The 16,652-nt window shown below is 42.4% G+C and carries 12 protein-coding genes; 2 read left to right on the top strand and 10 right to left on the bottom strand.

Annotated features, from left to right (window positions below; all coding sequences use genetic code 11):
- Nucleotides 1-989, top strand: a 989-nt coding sequence (locus FBF75_RS14795; RefSeq protein ID WP_136944876.1) for a BclA C-terminal domain-containing protein, incomplete at its 5' end; no start/stop codon positions are given.
- Between the two features lie 27 nt (nt 990-1,016).
- Here the strand turns inward: FBF75_RS14795 and FBF75_RS14790 are convergent.
- The 9 genes from FBF75_RS14790 to nirB (FBF75_RS14750) form a co-directional block, all read right to left on the bottom strand.
- A complete protein-coding gene (locus tag FBF75_RS14790) occupies nt 1,017-1,577 on the bottom strand; it encodes a CatB-related O-acetyltransferase (RefSeq protein WP_136944875.1) in 561 nt (186 codons plus the stop codon).
- A gap of 64 nt (nt 1,578-1,641) precedes the next feature.
- A complete protein-coding gene (locus FBF75_RS14785; RefSeq protein WP_048002869.1) occupies nt 1,642-3,009 on the bottom strand; it encodes an MATE family efflux transporter in 1,368 nt (455 codons plus the stop codon).
- 19 nt (nt 3,010-3,028) lie between these two features.
- Nucleotides 3,029-4,513: a D-alanyl-D-alanine carboxypeptidase/D-alanyl-D-alanine endopeptidase gene (gene dacB / locus FBF75_RS14780; RefSeq protein WP_008346599.1), complete on the bottom strand. Its 1,485-nt coding sequence runs from the start codon at nt 4,511-4,513 to the stop codon at nt 3,029-3,031.
- 131 nt (nt 4,514-4,644) lie between these two features.
- Nucleotides 4,645-5,625, bottom strand: a complete 981-nt coding sequence (locus tag FBF75_RS14775) for a pectinesterase family protein (RefSeq protein WP_056704304.1) — start codon at nt 5,623-5,625, stop codon at nt 4,645-4,647.
- Between the two features lie 99 nt (nt 5,626-5,724).
- A complete protein-coding gene (locus FBF75_RS14770; RefSeq protein ID WP_008346595.1) occupies nt 5,725-6,417 on the bottom strand; it encodes a DUF421 domain-containing protein in 693 nt (230 codons plus the stop codon).
- A gap of 67 nt (nt 6,418-6,484) precedes the next feature.
- Nucleotides 6,485-6,808 carry a nitrite reductase small subunit NirD gene (gene nirD / locus FBF75_RS14765; protein WP_008346593.1) on the bottom strand — a complete coding sequence of 108 codons (324 nt, stop codon included), beginning with the start codon at nt 6,806-6,808 and terminating at the stop codon, nt 6,485-6,487.
- A 23-nt stretch (nt 6,809-6,831) separates the two neighbouring features.
- Nucleotides 6,832-9,243, bottom strand: a complete 2,412-nt coding sequence (gene nirB / locus FBF75_RS14760) for a nitrite reductase large subunit NirB (protein WP_017358862.1) — start codon at nt 9,241-9,243, stop codon at nt 6,832-6,834.
- An 89-nt stretch (nt 9,244-9,332) separates the two neighbouring features.
- Complete coding sequence (gene nasC, locus FBF75_RS14755) at nt 9,333-11,471, bottom strand: assimilatory nitrate reductase catalytic subunit NasC (RefSeq protein WP_025207473.1); 2,139 nt, start codon at nt 11,469-11,471, stop codon at nt 9,333-9,335.
- Nucleotides 11,468-13,729 carry a nitrite reductase large subunit NirB gene (nirB, locus tag FBF75_RS14750; RefSeq protein ID WP_136944874.1) on the bottom strand — a complete coding sequence of 754 codons (2,262 nt, stop codon included), beginning with the start codon at nt 13,727-13,729 and terminating at the stop codon, nt 11,468-11,470. Before nirB (FBF75_RS14750) ends, nasC begins: the two co-directional genes overlap by 4 nt.
- A 169-nt stretch (nt 13,730-13,898) precedes the next feature.
- Between nirB (FBF75_RS14750) and FBF75_RS14745 the strand changes: the two genes are divergently transcribed.
- Nucleotides 13,899-15,101: a nitrate/nitrite transporter gene (locus tag FBF75_RS14745; protein ID WP_008346586.1), complete on the top strand. Its 1,203-nt coding sequence runs from the start codon at nt 13,899-13,901 to the stop codon at nt 15,099-15,101.
- A gap of 63 nt (nt 15,102-15,164) precedes the next feature.
- Here the strand turns inward: FBF75_RS14745 and gltD are convergent, their stop codons facing one another.
- On the bottom strand, nt 15,165-16,649 hold the full coding sequence (gltD, locus tag FBF75_RS14740) for a glutamate synthase small subunit (protein ID WP_008346585.1): 1,485 nt from the start codon (nt 16,647-16,649) through the stop codon (nt 15,165-15,167).
- Nucleotides 16,650-16,652 lie beyond the last annotated feature (3 nt).

Raw genomic sequence — 16,652 nt, 5'->3', positions numbered from 1 at the left:
CTACCGGTCCGACTGGTGCCACGGGTATCACAGGTGCAACCGGTCCGACTGGTGCTACTGGTATCACAGGTTCAACCGGACCTACTGGGGCAACGGGTATCACGGGTGCTACTGGATCTACTGGTGCTACAGGAATTACAGGTTCAACTGGAGCTACTGGGGCCACAGGTATCACGGGTGCTACCGGTCCGACTGGTGCCACGGGTATCACAGGTGCAACCGGTCCGACTGGTGCTACTGGTATCACAGGTTCAACCGGACCTACTGGGGCAACGGGTATCACGGGTGCTACTGGATCTACTGGTGCCACGGGAATCACAGGTTCAACTGGAGAAACTGGTGCCACGGGTATCACAGGTTCAACTGGAGCTACTGGTGCTACAGGAATTACAGGTTCAACCGGACCTACTGGGACCACTGGCATCACGGGTGCTACTGGATCTACTGGGGCCACGGGAATCACAGGTTCAACCGGACCTACTGGGGCCACTGGTGTGACGGGCAGCACTGGACCAACTGGTCCGACTGGCGCTACAGGTATCACGGGTGCTACCGGACCTACTGGAACAGGTGGTTTTACGGATACAGCACTATATGCTGCTAATAGTTCTGGTCCTACCATTGTTACTGTAGCCTCGGGAACGAATATTCCATTGCCGAACTTTCAAAACATTACCGGTTTTACAGCAAACGGCACAAGTACGGTTTTTACCGTTCTGCAAACAGGTAAATATTATATTACGTATCAAGTCAACACCACTACAGCACTTTTGATTAATACGCGTTTACTGTTAAATGGAACAAATACTATTTCTGGTTCTGTTCAATCACCTACTATCTCTACTTCATTTATTAACAATACTGTCATTGTTAATTTAACAGCTGGTAATACTATTTCACTGCAGTTTTTTGGAGTGGTTGTCACAGCTATATTAGTTGGCGGTGGTGGTGCGGCCGGAGCAACCTTGACCATCATACGGCTCAGTTAAGCAAAAAAAGAAAAAAGAAAGGCTTTTTCAGCCTTTCTTTTTTATGTCTTCTATGACTTTTATACAATGTTCGATATCATTAGATTGTAAGAGGTGAAAAATAGATTGGATGACGGTAAACTCTAAATTCCACCATTCTAACAACTGAAGTTTTTCAATTGTTTTAGATGAAAATCGGTATTTCATGAGCTGCTGCGGATTTCCTGCGGCGATTGCATATGGCGGTACATCTTTTGTGATCACACTATTTGCTCCAATTACTGCTCCGTTCCCTATACATACTCCTGACATAATCGTCGCTCCATTTCCAATCCATACGTCGTGCCCTATGTGCACATCTCCTTTGGATTTGGGATGTCCCTTGATATGGGCAGCTTCTTTGAAAATTTGATTAAATGGATACGTTGTGACCCAATCTGTTCGGTGTTCACCACCAAGAAAAACTTTTACTTCGTTTGCGATGGAACAAAACTTTCCTACATTCAGCGTTGTTCCTTCTCCCCACGTCAAGACTTGAAAATCTGGTCCAGCATAAGTGAAGTCACCGATATCATACGAACTGAGCTCACTTCTTTGGTTTAAAAACATAGAAGATCAGACCCCCTACAAAGTAATCGATCTTCGTATATATATGCCAGATGATAGGCTCACATTATGATTGGACAAGTGCAACGATCTGCTTTTTCTTCCATACCAGTCGATAATAGCCGTATTGGAGCAATAAGTTTACAAAAAAGGCTGCAGGATATCCTATCCAGATTCCTTTGATCCCAAGCGATGTATGGTGTGATAGCACATAAGCCACTGGTACTTCAACAAGCCAAATGGAACAAATACTAAAGATGGTCGGCCATAGAACTGTTCCACTTGCTCTCATCGTGGCAGCAACGATTTGTGCTGTTCCGAAAATGAGATAGCTCCATAGTGTAATCACGACCAAACTATATGCAATATCAATCGTTGCAGGATCTGTTAAAAAGATAGATAAAATTTGTGGTGCGAAAATATAGACGAAAATAATAATCAATCCGCCTAACGCAAAGTTTAGCCCCAGCCCAATTTTAATGACATCTTTCAAACGATTCATGTTTCCTGCGCCAATGAACTGTGCGGCGAAGATAGAAACCGCAATACCAAGGCTCACTGCGGGCATCTGTACATAACTTACGACTTGATTGACAACGCCATAAGCTGCGGTCGCCTGTGATCCATAATCGTTGACAAAAGAAATGACAGCAATTTCTGATAAAGAAATGAGAATCATATTAATACTAGAAGGGATACTTAACTTTAATAGCGTTTTTAATAAATCCCCTTTCATCAATAAATGCTTTCTAACCGACGCATCAATGCGCAGCGGGTGCTTTGTTTTATAAAGATAGATATGAAGAATGATAAACGTAACGATTGTAGAAATCACAGAAGAATACGCAGCACCATATAAACCAAATGCCGGTAAACCAAGCCAGCCGAATAATAAAATTGGCAGCAATAAAATATTGGTTCCTGTACTAATCATTAAGAAATAAAATGGTGTTTTTGAATCTCCTGTTCCTCGTAAAAAAGTTGTATAGACAAAATAAAGAAATAAGATGGGCATGGAGATGAATAGGATTCTGGCATATGCCGCACTTTCCTCCACAATATTTGCAGGTGTCCCCATCAGATGTAAAATATCTGTGGCAAAAAAACCTCCAATGATAGCTAAAGAAAGTCCGATTAAAAAGGTGAACGAAAGCGTTGTACCGATAATTTCCTTTAACCTCTGCTCATTTTTTGCTCCGTATGCTTGTCCAATAAGGATCGAGCTCCCTGATCCAATCCCAATGGAAAAAGAAACAAGTAAAAAGAAAAGTGGAAAGAATGCCGAAATCGCAGCTACTGCATCCTCTCCAATCCATCTACCGACAAGCACAATGGAAACAAGCTGTCCAATTGATTGCAAAATATTGCTTAATAAAAGTGGAATTAGAAAGATCGACATGGTTTTTACTAAAGATTGATTATTATCTAACGTCATGATGGTTCTCCTTCTCTGTCTAAAGATCCTCAGCTAACATGCTGACAATGCGGTCTTCTATCTCTTTTCCTTTTTCGTCATCAACGAGATGATTCAATAAGATGGAAAAAGCAAGCGTTTTTCCACTCTGTGTTTCAATATATCCAGATAGTGTGCTGACCGTTGATAGCGTACCTGTTTTTGCACGCACTTTTTCTAGTGTAGCTGGTTCTTTCAATCTGTTTCTTAATGTACCTCCCACCATACGCTCACTTGCCCCAGCTAACGGAAGTGCATGGACATAGGTGTTAAACCATTTTTCCTTTTGAATGTTTGTCAAAAATAACGTGAATTGATTTGCAGAAACAAGGTTAATGGGTGATATGCCTGATCCGTCTCTCAACACAGTCATAGATGCATCTATGCCATAGGCAGGAAGACGTTCATTCAGCACGTCAAGCCCTTTGTCAAAACTCCCTTTGTTCTTTACCCGCTTCCCAAGTTCTTTTAACAGAATTTCTGCATGTGTATTGTTGCTTAATTTCATCATCGGAACAAGAAGATCGGATAAAGGCATTGATGTATGGGAAGCGATTTTTTTCGCTTTTTTAGGAACTTGTTTTGTTTTGAGTGGTCCTTTCAGCTGAATCCCCTCAGCCTTTAATGCTCGTTTCATTAAGTCTAAAGCATACGTTGTCGGTTCCCATAATGCGACCCATTGTTTAGACGAGGATGCTTTTAGCGGAATCGTCCCAGTCAGTGTAATTTTGTTTGTACCGTGAGAGCGTTTAAAAGATATTTTCTTCTTTCCACCTTCTGGCACAGTTTTCACTTGATTGACAACTTGAGCGACGTCAGTCTTCGGGATCATCTCATAGCTGGCCTTCTGCCCTGCTTTCTTTCCCGGCTTGACTTCGAGAATGATCGTTCCTGCATCATAATCCTCATTCGGTGAAGCAGTAAGAGCAGATATTTGAGCGCCGTAATATTGATCTTCATCACTCCACGGCAGATCGATGGAATACCTTGTGTCATCAAACCAAGTATCATCAGCTGCAAGCTGTCCACGAATCGTATGTATTCCGGCCTTTTTGACTTGTTTGGCTAATGCGGCAAAATCGCTTTCTAACAATGTCGGGTCTCCAGAGCCTCGGAGATAAAGATTGCCGTGCAATGTTTTTTTGTGAATTGAACCATCTATCCAAACGTCTGTTGGAAAAGTGTGTGTTTCACCCAGTAGATCGAGTGCGATAGCAGATGTGAGTAATTTCATATTAGAAGCAGGAGTCAGACGGATGTCCGCTTGATGTTCATAAAGAAGAGAAGTGTCAGAAGTATCGCGTACGCTGATGCCAGCAATTGCGCCCTCTAAATCAGGTGCTGTTCGAATGAATTCGTCTAAAGAAGTGATCCATTTTGATTGATCATCATGAGCTGTTAGTTGTTCATCTTTCACTGAAAAAGGGAGAAATAACATCGACAAAATACATAGTTGTAAAAACATGACCTGTGAGAAACGTTTCACGCAATCCCTCCTTTTTAGAAAAGCAGCCAAATTTAGCAGATTATGTTCATTATACACAAAAGAACGTTTGTTCTCAAAGGTTTTTTAAACAGAAAAGTCAGCTTTCTTTGACGAAAACTGACAAGCCTCTTTTACCTTTTTTCAGGATTCCAGCCATCGCTTCCGCTAAGCACGGATTGAACGGTGATTTGACTTGCTTCGTTTTTTGTTAATATCGTTGACCACTTCACTCGGTTTGCCACATGACTCCCTGCGCCCGTTGATCCATATTCTTGATATCTAGCCGTTCTTTCGTTGTCTTTGTTATCCCAGTTATGCCATCCCTCAGCTTTAATATGTTCATCCATTTTTGTTTGGAGGAACGTGACAGCCGAATGTGGTCTCCATGGACGGCCTAAGTACACAGATTGAGACGAAGCCGTTCCTTTATTTAATGTGGAATCAATAAAAACGTAGCCATACTTTTGCGCTTCTGTTGTGGATGCCGCTGTAATATACCCATTTCCAAGACTTTTTATTTCAGCTCTTTTAAATACAGCCGTTGCTGAACCAAAGATGAAGTCAACCGTGCCCTCGATATAACAATCTTCATAATATTGTCTCCCTGTGCCAGTGGCATAAAGTGTATCTTGATACCCGAGAACACGTACGTGTTTAAACACAGCCCGGTCCCCGGATACATAAAGGGCAACCGCCTGCCCTGCGTTTCGGCCAGCTGTATTTTGAAACGTGATATTTTCTGCATAAAAATGATTTGCCCGAATCATTGTACTAGAGCTATTGGTTGTGCTCCCGCTGCTTGCATTTGTATCATCATACGTCAGAATCGTCTGATACTGATTTTCTCCAATAAAGGACACATACGGCTTATTTTGCGGAAGGAGAATCTTTTCTTTATACACACCATTTTTAATATATATCGTCGTTTGCTGTTGATTGTTCACTGGTATCGCATCAATGGCAGATTGAACCGTTCGAAATGTCCCATTTCCTTTTTGATCGACAATAAGCACGCGGTTTGTTTGATGGTTGTGTCCAGCTGCTTGCGCATAAGCTGAGTCAAAAAGCAGTAAGGCCAATACCATCATCAGCAGTCGTTTTCCATACTTCATCACACATCTCCCCCTTATATTGTGAACGTTTTCATTGACGTATTCTTTTTGATCCTATTCAGTGATAAAACAAAAAAACACAAAAAAACATCCACTGTGTTAGGTTGTGGATGTTTTTTCATATTTCATCGCATAAATTCCTTCATTTTCAATCCATTCACAAAATAGGACGTCTTTATAGGAGGATATGTGCTGCTTTTTCAATTGCTCTCTCAGCCACGCTTCATCAAATCCAGCTTCCTTTAAATCTTTTTTTAAAATCTCTCCGTCGATAATAAACGTTCTAGGCAATGTGACTTCTTTTCCTTTCACGTTCACATCTTCGGCTGTAGCTGGTGCATATTTCATTTTCGGAAGCACACTCACAGACCCATCCGTTTCCAAAATGGCAAATTCAATTTCATTAAGAGCAAAATGCCCTTTCGCTCGAATCAGCGTCTGCAACTGATTTAAATCGAGCATATTTTTCTTTAATCGATTGTAGTGAATCTTTCCTTTATCAATCACAAGAGTGGGTCTTCCCTCTAAAAAAGCGCGAATGGATTTGAATTTTTGTGAAAGCCATTCAACTGTGTAGATTAAAACGCCCCAGACTGCAACTGCAAAAAGGATATGTAGCACGCTGACTTCTGGATCAAAAATGGCGTTACCGACCATCTCCCCTAAAATCAGTGCAGAAATAAAATCAAACGGCGTGATTTGTGCAAATTGTGTTTTCCCTAATAGCTTTGTAATGGAAAATAAAGCGAAAAATCCGATAAAGAGTTCAATCAAAATATTAAAAAATGGCACACATATACCTTCCTTTCTCACTGCATGTACTTACAAGCATGTACAGGAAAGGAAGGTTCTAAACCATTTATGAAGGCAGTAAAATAAAGACGTCGTCTCCCTCAACCAATGCTTCATATGTTTTCACGCATCCATGATCTGGTTCTTGAACATTTCCTGATGAAAGATTGATTTTCCAATCATGCATTGGACAGAAGACATGATCTCCGCTCACCATTCCTTCAGCTAGTACACCGCCTTTATGAGGACAGCGATTTTCAATGGCTTTGAACTGCTTGTTAGAGGTTTGAAAAACAGCTAATTCAAGTGGACCGGCTGCGACTGTTTTCCCTAGCTGCAACGGGAAATCTGATATTGTACCAATATGAACTTTTACAATTGAAACTGTCATCTGATCTCATCCCTTCAATTGATTTAGACGGAAGCAGTTGCCTTTTGAAATAATTGTCTTGTTTCTGTTTCGTTCTCTCGAATCTCTTGCCACGGTTCTTCATAAGTTGAAAGTGCGATGTCCATTCTTTCGATTAATGCTGCACGTTTCTTGTCATCTAGCAGTACCGTTTGGATATGATTCAATCCAAGCCGTTCAACCCAAGCGGATGTTCTCTCTAAATAATTTGCGGTTTCTCTGTAATATTGAAGGTAGGCTGCGGCCATTTGTTCTACTTCTTCTGCTGTACTTACTTTCATTAATAAGTCTCCAGCTCGTAAATGTGTCCCTCCATTCCCGCCAGCATACAATTCAAATCCCCCATCGATACCTACGATGCCAAGATCTTTAATCCCAGATTCAGCACAGTTTCTTGGACAGGCTGATACGGCCATTTTGACTTTGTGCGGTGTGGCAAGTCCTTCAAATTTCTTTTCAAGTGCGATCCCAAGAGAAATGGAATCCTGCGTTCCGAATCTGCAAAATTGTTCTCCAACACAAGTTTTGACGGTTCTTAATGATTTTCCGTAAGCATAACCAGACGGCATATCTAAATCAGCCCATACTTTTGGTAAATCTTCTTTTTTGACACCTAAAAGGTCGATTCGCTGCCCTCCAGTCATTTTCACAAGCGGTATCTCATATTTGTCAACGACATCCGCTATTTTTCTCAGGTCATTAGCATTTGTCACGCCTCCGTACATACGTGGAACGACCGAATAGGTACCATCGTTTTGGATGTTGGCATGCATTCGTTCATTCACAAATCGCGAGCTTTTTTCATCTTTGTAGTCAAGCGGATACATCATCCCTAAATAGTAATTCAGTGCAGGCCGGCACTTTGAACAGCCTTCTTCTGTTTCCCAGTCAAGTACATTCATCACTTCTTTGACATGCTGCAAACCTTTCTCTTTTATTTCATGAATCACTTCATCTCTTGATAAGGTGGTGCAGGCGCAGATGGTTTCTTTTTGCGCAGTGCGGTTTGCATCATCGCCTAAAGTGTGCCATAAAATCTCTTCCACAACAGGTTGGCAGCCTCCGCATGACCGAGAAGCACTTGTACATTGCTTGACCTCTTGTATAGTCGTTAGGCCTTCTTTTTGAATAGCTGCCACTATTTGACCTTTTGAGACACCATTACAGCCACAAACGATATGGTCGTTTGCCATTTGTTCAATCGTGTTTTCTTGCGCCAGCTCATTTGATGTTAAGACAGATACTTTTTCCATATCTGACATATCAACACCTTCTCTAATGTACGAGAATAAACGTGGTCCATCGCTTGTTTCTCCAAACATGACGGCGCCGACTAATCGGTTTTGCTGGAAGACTAGTTTTTGATAAATACCTTGCTGTTCATCAAAAATTTTAATCGCTTTTTTCTCATCGTTTTCGATAAAATCTCCAGCTGAAAATACATCAACCCCTGATACTTTTAGCTGTGTCGATAGTACAGATCCTTCATAAGGCGTCGGGGCCATATCACAAACATGCTTCGCAAGCACGTTTGCTTGATCGTATAATGGCGCAACAAGACCGTACGTTTGTCCTCTATGTTCAACACATTCTCCGACTGCGTAAATCCGCGGGACACTTGTTTCCATGAAATCATTGACGATAATCCCCCGGTTCACTTCAATGCCGCTCGTTTCGGCAAGCTTGTGATTCGGTTTAATTCCTGCTGCCATGACCACCATATCTGTCTCTAATGTAGAACCATCTGAAAATGTTAGCCCTTCTACCCTTGTATCTCCTAAAATCTCATTTGTCTGTTTTCCTAATAGAAAGCTCATGCCTTGTTTTTCTAAAGCTGCTTGCAGAAGCTGACCTGCCACCGGATCGAGCTGCCGGTCCATTAGATGAGAGCCAAGATGAATGACGGTCACTTCCATTCCTAAGTTTAGTAGACCACGCGCGGCTTCAAGTCCAAGGAGCCCGCCTCCAATGACGGCTGCTTTTTTGTACATCATAGATGCTTTGACCATTTCCTCTGTGTCTTGTAATGTACGAAAAGCTGTTACCCCTTTTTTATCGCTCCCTGGAATGGGCGGGATGAACGGGAGGGACCCTGTCGCTAAAATTAAACGGTCATAATGCACGGTCCGTCCTTGATCACTCATAACGGTTTGATTGTCTGGATCGATCTTCACAATGGTCTCATTTGTAAACAGCTGAATATGATGTTCTTTGTACCAATTCCAATCGTTTAACGTAATATCCTCTGTCTTTGTATCCCCTTGGAGAACTTTCGATAAAAGAATCCGATTATAGTTAGGATACGGCTCAGTTCCAAATACAGTCATGTCGAATCGTTCATTGTCTGTTTTTAAAATGTTTTCGAGCGTTCGGATACCAGCCATACCATTCCCTACTAATACGAGTTTTTCTTTCATGAAAAACACCCCTCATGTGATCGTTTTTTAGAAAGTACCATAATCTAAACAAAGATGGAAAATACATGTTAAAATTTCTCACATAGTTTTCAATTCTTGTAGGCTGACAGCTGTACAGGACAATATTTAAAACCTGGCATTTTACTGTGTGGATCTAACTGTTTACCAATTAATAGGTTAATTGATTGATGTTTATTCCAGTGAAACGGAACAAACACAGTATCTTTTCGGATGCTATCTGTTATGTGGCACCTCATGATGACACTACCTCGTTTTGACTGGATGGTGACGAGCTCCCCGTGCTGAAGTCCATAAGCTTCGGCTGTGTCAGGATGAAGCCCTACATAAGCTTCAAACTGCCGGGCAACAAGAGAGGTGCTTTTTCTTGTTTGAACGCCCGTTTGGTAATGAGCCATCACCCTGCCGGTCGTTAAATAGAGTGGATATTCTGGACTGACTGGTTCTTTTGCACCCTGTTGTCCATGTGCAACGACTGCAAATTTTGCTAATTTATCAGGATGTGAGAATTGATGCTCAAATAGTCTTTCTGTTCCTCGGTCTTCCAAATGAGAGCAGGGCCATAATATGCCTTGCGTCTTCCTTAACCTGTCATAGGTCATACCGGAATAATCGGCTTTGGCTCCTTTCGTTGCTGTTCTCAATTCCTCAAAGATGTCTTCTGCAGATGAAAAAGAAAAAGAGCCGCCTTTGCCTAATACTGCTGCTATTTCACAAATGATTTGCCAATCGTGCTTTCTTTGGTGTTTGAGTGGATAGGTTGCTTCTCTCAGCGTAACGCGTCCTTCTATGTTCGTCATGGTCCCTTCGTCCTCTAAATATGACGAAGCTGGTAAAATAACATCTGCGAGTGCAGCCGTCTCAGAGATAAATAAATCAATTGCGACAAAAAAGGACAGCTGCTCGATGGCTTTTTTGATAAAGCTTGCATGCGGACCTGATTGAACAGGATTAGAACACATTAAAAAGAGCGCTTTTATCTCTCCTTTCTGCATTTTTTCAAACATTTCAAAAGCAGATACACCTTTTCCAGGCAGTTCTTTTTCATCGATCTTCCATATTTCGGCCATTTCTTTTCTATGTACTGGGTTTGTGATATCACGGTAACCAGGAAGCTGATCTGCTTTTTGTCCATGCTCTCTTGCACCCTGTCCATTTCCTTGCCCAGTAATGGCACCATAGCCACACCCAATCCGGCCAATCTTCCCAGTAACAAGCAGAATATTCAGGAAATTACGAACGGATGCTGTCCCGTCTATTTGCTGCTCAATGCCTCTTGCAGTCAGAATCATGCCTGTTTTTTCGCGGGCGAATTTTCTCGCTATTTTTTGAATGACTTTCATCGATACACCGGTTTGCTGCGTAATGTCTTGCAGGGACATGTGTGAAATATGCTGTTTCATTTCTTGAAAACCTGATGTTCGTTTTTTAATAAATTCTTCGTCTAGTAACTGTTCATGAAGCATGACGTGTAAGATTCCATTTGCGAGTGCAGCATCTGACCCAGGCCTTAAGCTGACATGTAAGTCAGCTAGTTTGGCTGTTGCTGTTTTTCGCGGATCGATCACGATGAGAAATGCCCCGTTCTTTTTAGCTTCTTCCAAATACGGTATGAGGGTCGGCTGACATTCCGCTATATTGGTTCCAACCAATAGTAAAACCCGGGCATGCTTGATGTCACGAAGCGGAAAGGTTAGACCCCGATCAAGTCCAAATGTTTGGTTAGCTGCTGTTGCTGCTGAAGACATACACAGTCTTCCATTGTAATCAATGTATTTCGTTTTAAGGGCGACCCTTGCAAATTTTCCGAGTAAATAAGCTTCTTCATTTGTAATCGATGCACTACCATACACACTGATAGCATCGTTCCCATGTTCCGTCTGAAGGGTTTGAGTGCGTGCTTTGATTTCGTCAAGTGCCTCTTGCCAAGTCACTTTGACAAATTGACCGTTTCTTTTGATGAGGGGGTGATTCAATCGTTCCTTGTGCAGTGCGTGCTGGTGGGCATGCTGCCCTTTCATACAGATCCTGCCGAACGTGGTTGGATTATGAATACCTATCGTCTGGTAGCGTGTTCGCCCTTCTGCGTGCTGCTCGACTAATTGCATTTTGCACTGCATACTGCAAAACGGACATTGAGATGGGAACACCCTTTTTCGCTCTTGCTGCTCTGATGTTTGCTGCACATATTGTAAAAAAGATTGATTCATACATTCACACCCTTTTGTCTACTTTGCTCAAATTGCTCGCAGAGCTCTTCTCTCATTTCCTCATCGAGCAATTTTTCTCGGATGGAAATGATGCCGTTTTTTTGGATCCAGTCTCCAATAGATTCTTGAAAATATGCACGTTTTCTATAGTCTTCAAGCAGTGCTTTTAAAAAAGGAATCAGCTCATCCGTTCGGCTCACAGAATAAAAAAGCTGACCTGCCTTAGGTTGACGTATGCTGCCTCCTATATAAATGTCCCATTCATCCAGCTGCTTCTTGATGCAGATGTCATAGATGGGGCTGAAATGACATACGCAGGAAGGACCAGCGATATGAATCGATGTGACTGCAGGTAAAAGCGTGTTTTCTAGTTGTCTTTCGATCTCCATGACAAGTGTTGTGACAGATGGATCGTGACGACAATCACATGATAGAACATGAGAAAGTCTCTTGCTTTCTTGTGGCATGATGTGTCCATGTTCTTTTACAATATGGTCGGCCTCTTGTGAAATACCGATCAGCCGAATTCGTTTATTCTCCGTTAGTTCTACGTGCTGAATTTGCTTTTGCTCTAATAATCCGGTTATCATCTGTAAAAATGTCAGATCAAGACGGCCACCATATAACTGAGGCATTAGTATGTGCTCATGATCTGATGGGCTGTCTTTTACGAAAAGATCTTGAAACTGCTCAAGATAGTATGGAATGGCTGCTCGGCACTTGTCACAGCCGTTATCTGTCATCCAATCAAATTGTCTTCTTACTTGCTCTTCATTCAGCGGCTGCTGCTTTTTTACATACGAAAAAATGGTCTCTTCCTCTACATTTGTGCACGAGCAAAACGTGTCCAGTGCTTCCGTTAGCTGATTTGATGAGACATGGCAGCAGGCACGAACAAGCTCTTGACAGCCTCCGCAGCCCGTTGCGGCCCCTGTCTGTTTTTTTATCTCTTCTAAATTTGTCAGCTGATGGACCGATATGCTTTTGAATATCGCTCCCTTCGTCACCGTGTGGCATTGGCAGATGAGATCCTCTATTTTTAATGAATCTAAAGGGGATATCTGCTCTTCATTCAGTGATTTCATGACTACGCTTTTATCACGCCCCACTTTTACATCCTGCAAAAGCTGCTCAGCTCTCTCAAGTTGACCAACTAATACAACGCCTGTGAGCACATCATGTTCAAACACTAGTTTTTTATATACTTCTTGTTCTTCATCTAAGTAAGTCACCACTGAAGCGGAGGGGGATCGGTTTACAATACTGCCAGCAGAATAAATAGATATGTCATTTGCTTTCAATTTTGTTGAATAAATGGCAGGAGGTAAATTCGTGACCAGTTCATCTAATAAATGATTCGCAAGCACGTTTGCTTGTTCATAAATAGGCTGCACAAGACCGTGCACCATTCCCTTATGCTCTGCACATTCTCCAATAGCATAAATATTCTCAACGTTTGTCTGCATGACATCATTTACAACAATGGCTTTTCTTGTATGAATGCCGTGCTGTTTTGCAAGCTCTATATTCGGACGGACCCCTGTTGTGAAAACCACGAGATCAGCATCCACGATGTCTCCACTTTTTAACAGAACGCCTTCTACTCTCTCGTTTCCTAAACATGCAATCGTATGAGCATTTGTTTTTACCTGAATCCCCTTGCGACTTAATTGTTGAGACAAAAGCCCTGCAGCGGTTTCATCTAATTGGCGTTGCATAAGCCAATCCGTGTGATGAATCAAGGTTGTCTTCAGTCCAGCGATCTGTAAACCAGCGGCCACTTCCACACCAAGTACACCACCTCCAATGACTGCTGCACGCTCATAGCGTAAAGAATCAGCGTAAATGGCCTCATAATCGTCAATCGTACGAAAAGCATAGACCCCTTTTTTGGATACGCCTTGTATAGGTAGAAAATGAGGCGATGAGCCTGTGGCGATAACCAGTTTGTCATACGGGATATTCCGGCGTGCTTCTGTCATGAGCAATTGACGCTTTGTATCGATGTGGACAACTGCTTCGCCTGTTTGGATGGTGATGTCATGTTTGGTGTACCATTCTTTTGGCTTTAGTTCAATTTGAGACAATGATTCACTTTTTTGTAAAACCGATGAAAGTTTTATTCGGTTGTAGGCCGGGTGCTTCTCTTTTCCAATGATCGTGATGGAATAGCGTTCTGGCTGATTCTTTACGATATGCTCGATACATTTCATACTCGCCATGCCGTTTCCGATAAACACGAGTTTACGTTTTGCCATGTGAGATCAACCTTTCTAGCTTTTTGCGCCAAAGCAATGTTTGCCTAGATTATGGCACACATTTGTAAAAAAGTGTTTATCCATGTCATTTTTTCTAACACAATACTTCCATTCCTTCTATCAACTCGCTATCTTTAAGTCAGAAAATTCAAAATAAAGGAGTGGTTTTGTGAAACTCTCAGAATTGACTTCTAGTGGTCATCCTAAGACATTGTTTGGTTCATTTTTATATTTTGACGTGAGTTTCATGATTTGGGTTTTGCTGGGGGCACTCGGTGCTTTTATTGCACAAGATTTTGCCTTATCGACAATAGAAAAAGGCATGATTGTAGCCATTCCGATTTTATCCGGATCTTTTTTTCGAATTGTGCTAGGCCTATTAACAGACCGAATGGGACCTAAAAAAACAGCGATGATGGGCATGATTTTGACCACCATTCCGCTTATATGGGGGTTTTTCGGTGGTACAACCCTTTCAGAGCTAGTACTGATCGGGATTTTATTAGGGGTTGCAGGTGCGAGTTTTGCGGTCGCTTTACCGATGGCAAGCCGCTGGTACCCTCCTCATTTACAAGGGGTAGCGATGGGAATTGCCGGCGCCGGAAACAGCGGAACACTGATCTCGACACTCTTTGGACCAAGGCTTGCGGAGATGTATGGCTGGCATACAGTGATGGGGCTCGCTCTTATTCCTTTAAGTTTCGTCTTTTTGTTTTTTATTTTCACAGCAAAAGATGCACCAAACCAGCCCGCCCCTCAGCCGCTTCGGTCCTATTTTTCAGTCTTTCAAGTGAAAACAACGTGGTTTTTCTGCCTGCTTTATGCGATTACATTCGGTGGTTTTGTCGGCCTTTCAAGTTTCTTGAGTATTTTCTTTGTGGACCAATATGCGATTTCAAAAATTCATGCCGGTGATTTTGTGACGCTTTGCGTGGCGGCAGGCAGCTTCTTTCGGCCAGTTGGCGGTTTGATTGCCGATAAAATTGGCGGGATGAAAGTACTGCTCGGTTTATTTGCTTTGATTGGTATCTGTTTAGGGGCAGTGAGTAGTCTACCTGCTTTACCAGTGGTCATTGCGCTTTTATTTGTCGGAATGATGTGTCTTGGTATGGGGAATGGGGCGGTGTTCCAGCTTGTGCCGCAAGTGTTTCATAAGGAAATTGGGATTGTGACTGGAATTGTAGGGGCTGCAGGAGGCATTGGGGGATTCTTTTTACCAAACGTTCTTGGCAGTTTAAAAGAAATGACGGGCTCCTATACATTTGGCTTTTTGACCATTTCTCTTTTTGTTCTTGCTGTCTTCCTCTGTTTGGTTGTCTCCCAGTTCAAACGTAAAAAAGTCATTATCCAGCCAACCATGTCTGAATCATAAAAAGCCATGACCACTCTTTGGTCATGGCTTTTCTCTATATATGGTAAACACCCTTTGTTTGACCTATTTTGGCAGAACCGAACTCCCCATTAAATAACGGTCTACCTCATGCGCCACTTGTCTGCCTTCGTTAATTGCCCAGACAATCAAGCTTTGACCGCGTCTTGCATCTCCCGCTGCAAATACGCCTTCTACATTCGTCGTATATTCCCCATATTTTGCGTCAATCCGATTGTTTTTGCTGTCCACGCCAAAGTGTTTCACTAGCGGCTGTTCAGTTCCCTCAAAACCAATCGCAATAAAGACTAGCTGAGCTGGCCATACCTTCTCTGTTCCTGGAATCTCATGAAATTCAAACTTCCCTTGTTCGTTTTTCACCTTTTCCATTTGAATGGTATGAAGCTCTTTTAACTTCCCATTTTTATCAGCCACAATCTTTGTGGTTTGAATCGAATATTGCCGCGGATCTTCTCCAAATTTTGCTTGTGCTTCTTCGTAAGCATAATCTAGAGAGAAGACATAAGGCTGTTCTGGCCACATGTTATCCCCTACACGTGTATCTGGAAGCTTTGGATGCTTTCCGAATTGAACAACACTTTTTGCTTTTTGGCGAAGTGCAGTTGCGACGCAGTCAGCGCCTGTATCTCCTCCGCCAATCACAATGACGTCTTTCCCTTTTGCGTCAATAAAGTTTTTATCTTTGAATCCTGAATCAAGCATGCTTTTTGTTGCGAGTGTTAAATAATCCATTGCCAGGTGAATCCCTTTTGCTTCCCTGCCTTCAATTAACAGGTCACGCTGCTTTTGTGCACCTGTACAAAGGATGACCGCATCAAATTGCTCTTTCAGTTCATCAGCCGTGATATCCACACCAATTTCTGTATTGGTCACAAAGTCAATGCCTTCTTGTCTTAGCAGTTTAACTCTGCGCTCAACGACTTCTTTGTCGAGCTTCATATTCGGAATACCATAAGTGAGCAGTCCACCAAGACGATCAGATCGTTCAAACACGGTTACAGCGTGCCCTGCTTGGTTTAGTTGGTCTGCACTTGCCAGTCCTGCTGGTCCTGATCCGACAATGGCAACCTTTTTCCCTGTACGGCTTGAAGGAATTCTTGGTGTAATCCAGCCATTTTCAAAACCTTTATCAATGATCGTCCGTTCGATATTTTTAATCGATACTGCTGGATCATTGATCGCGACGGTACATGAGCCTTCACAAGGTGCTGGACATACTCTTCCAGTAAATTCAGGGAAATTGTTCGTTTTTTGTAGTCTTTCAAGCGCTTCTTTCCATCTGCCCCGGTAGACAAGGTCATTCCATTCTGGAATTAAATTGTAGATCGGGCAGCCAGAAACGCCGCCCCTGATCTCCATCCCAATTTGACAAAACGGTGTTCCGCAATCCATACATCTAGCACCCTGCTGTTTCAATACCTCATCTGTATAAGGAGCTGAATATTCTTTCCAGTCATTTTGACGAGTGAGAGGGTCACGTTCATTTGGCTTTTCTCTTTTATAATCCATAAAACCTGTTGCTTTGCCCATTGT

This window comes from Bacillus sp. S2(2019), assembly GCF_005144805.1.
Taxonomy (GTDB): domain Bacteria; phylum Bacillota; class Bacilli; order Bacillales; family Bacillaceae; genus Bacillus; species Bacillus altitudinis.
This window is presented reverse-complemented; position numbering and strand designations above follow the sequence as displayed.

Coding starts and splice junctions, on each gene's coding strand:
- FBF75_RS14790 (WP_136944875.1), bottom strand. CDS start 1,577: ATGTTTTTAAACCAAAGAAGTGAGCTCAGTTCGTATGATATCGGTGAC.
- FBF75_RS14785 (WP_048002869.1), bottom strand. CDS start 3,009: ATGACGTTAGATAATAATCAATCTTTAGTAAAAACCATGTCGATCTTT.
- FBF75_RS14775 (WP_056704304.1), bottom strand. CDS start 5,625: ATGAAGTATGGAAAACGACTGCTGATGATGGTATTGGCCTTACTGCTT.
- nirD (WP_008346593.1), bottom strand. CDS start 6,808: ATGACAGTTTCAATTGTAAAAGTTCATATTGGTACAATATCAGATTTC.
- nirB (WP_017358862.1), bottom strand. CDS start 9,243: ATGAAAGAAAAACTCGTATTAGTAGGGAATGGTATGGCTGGTATCCGA.
- nasC (WP_025207473.1), bottom strand. CDS start 11,471: ATGAATCAATCTTTTTTACAATATGTGCAGCAAACATCAGAGCAGCAA.
- nirB (WP_136944874.1), bottom strand. CDS start 13,729: ATGGCAAAACGTAAACTCGTGTTTATCGGAAACGGCATGGCGAGTATG.
- gltD (WP_008346585.1), bottom strand. CDS start 16,649: ATGGGCAAAGCAACAGGTTTTATGGATTATAAAAGAGAAAAGCCAAAT.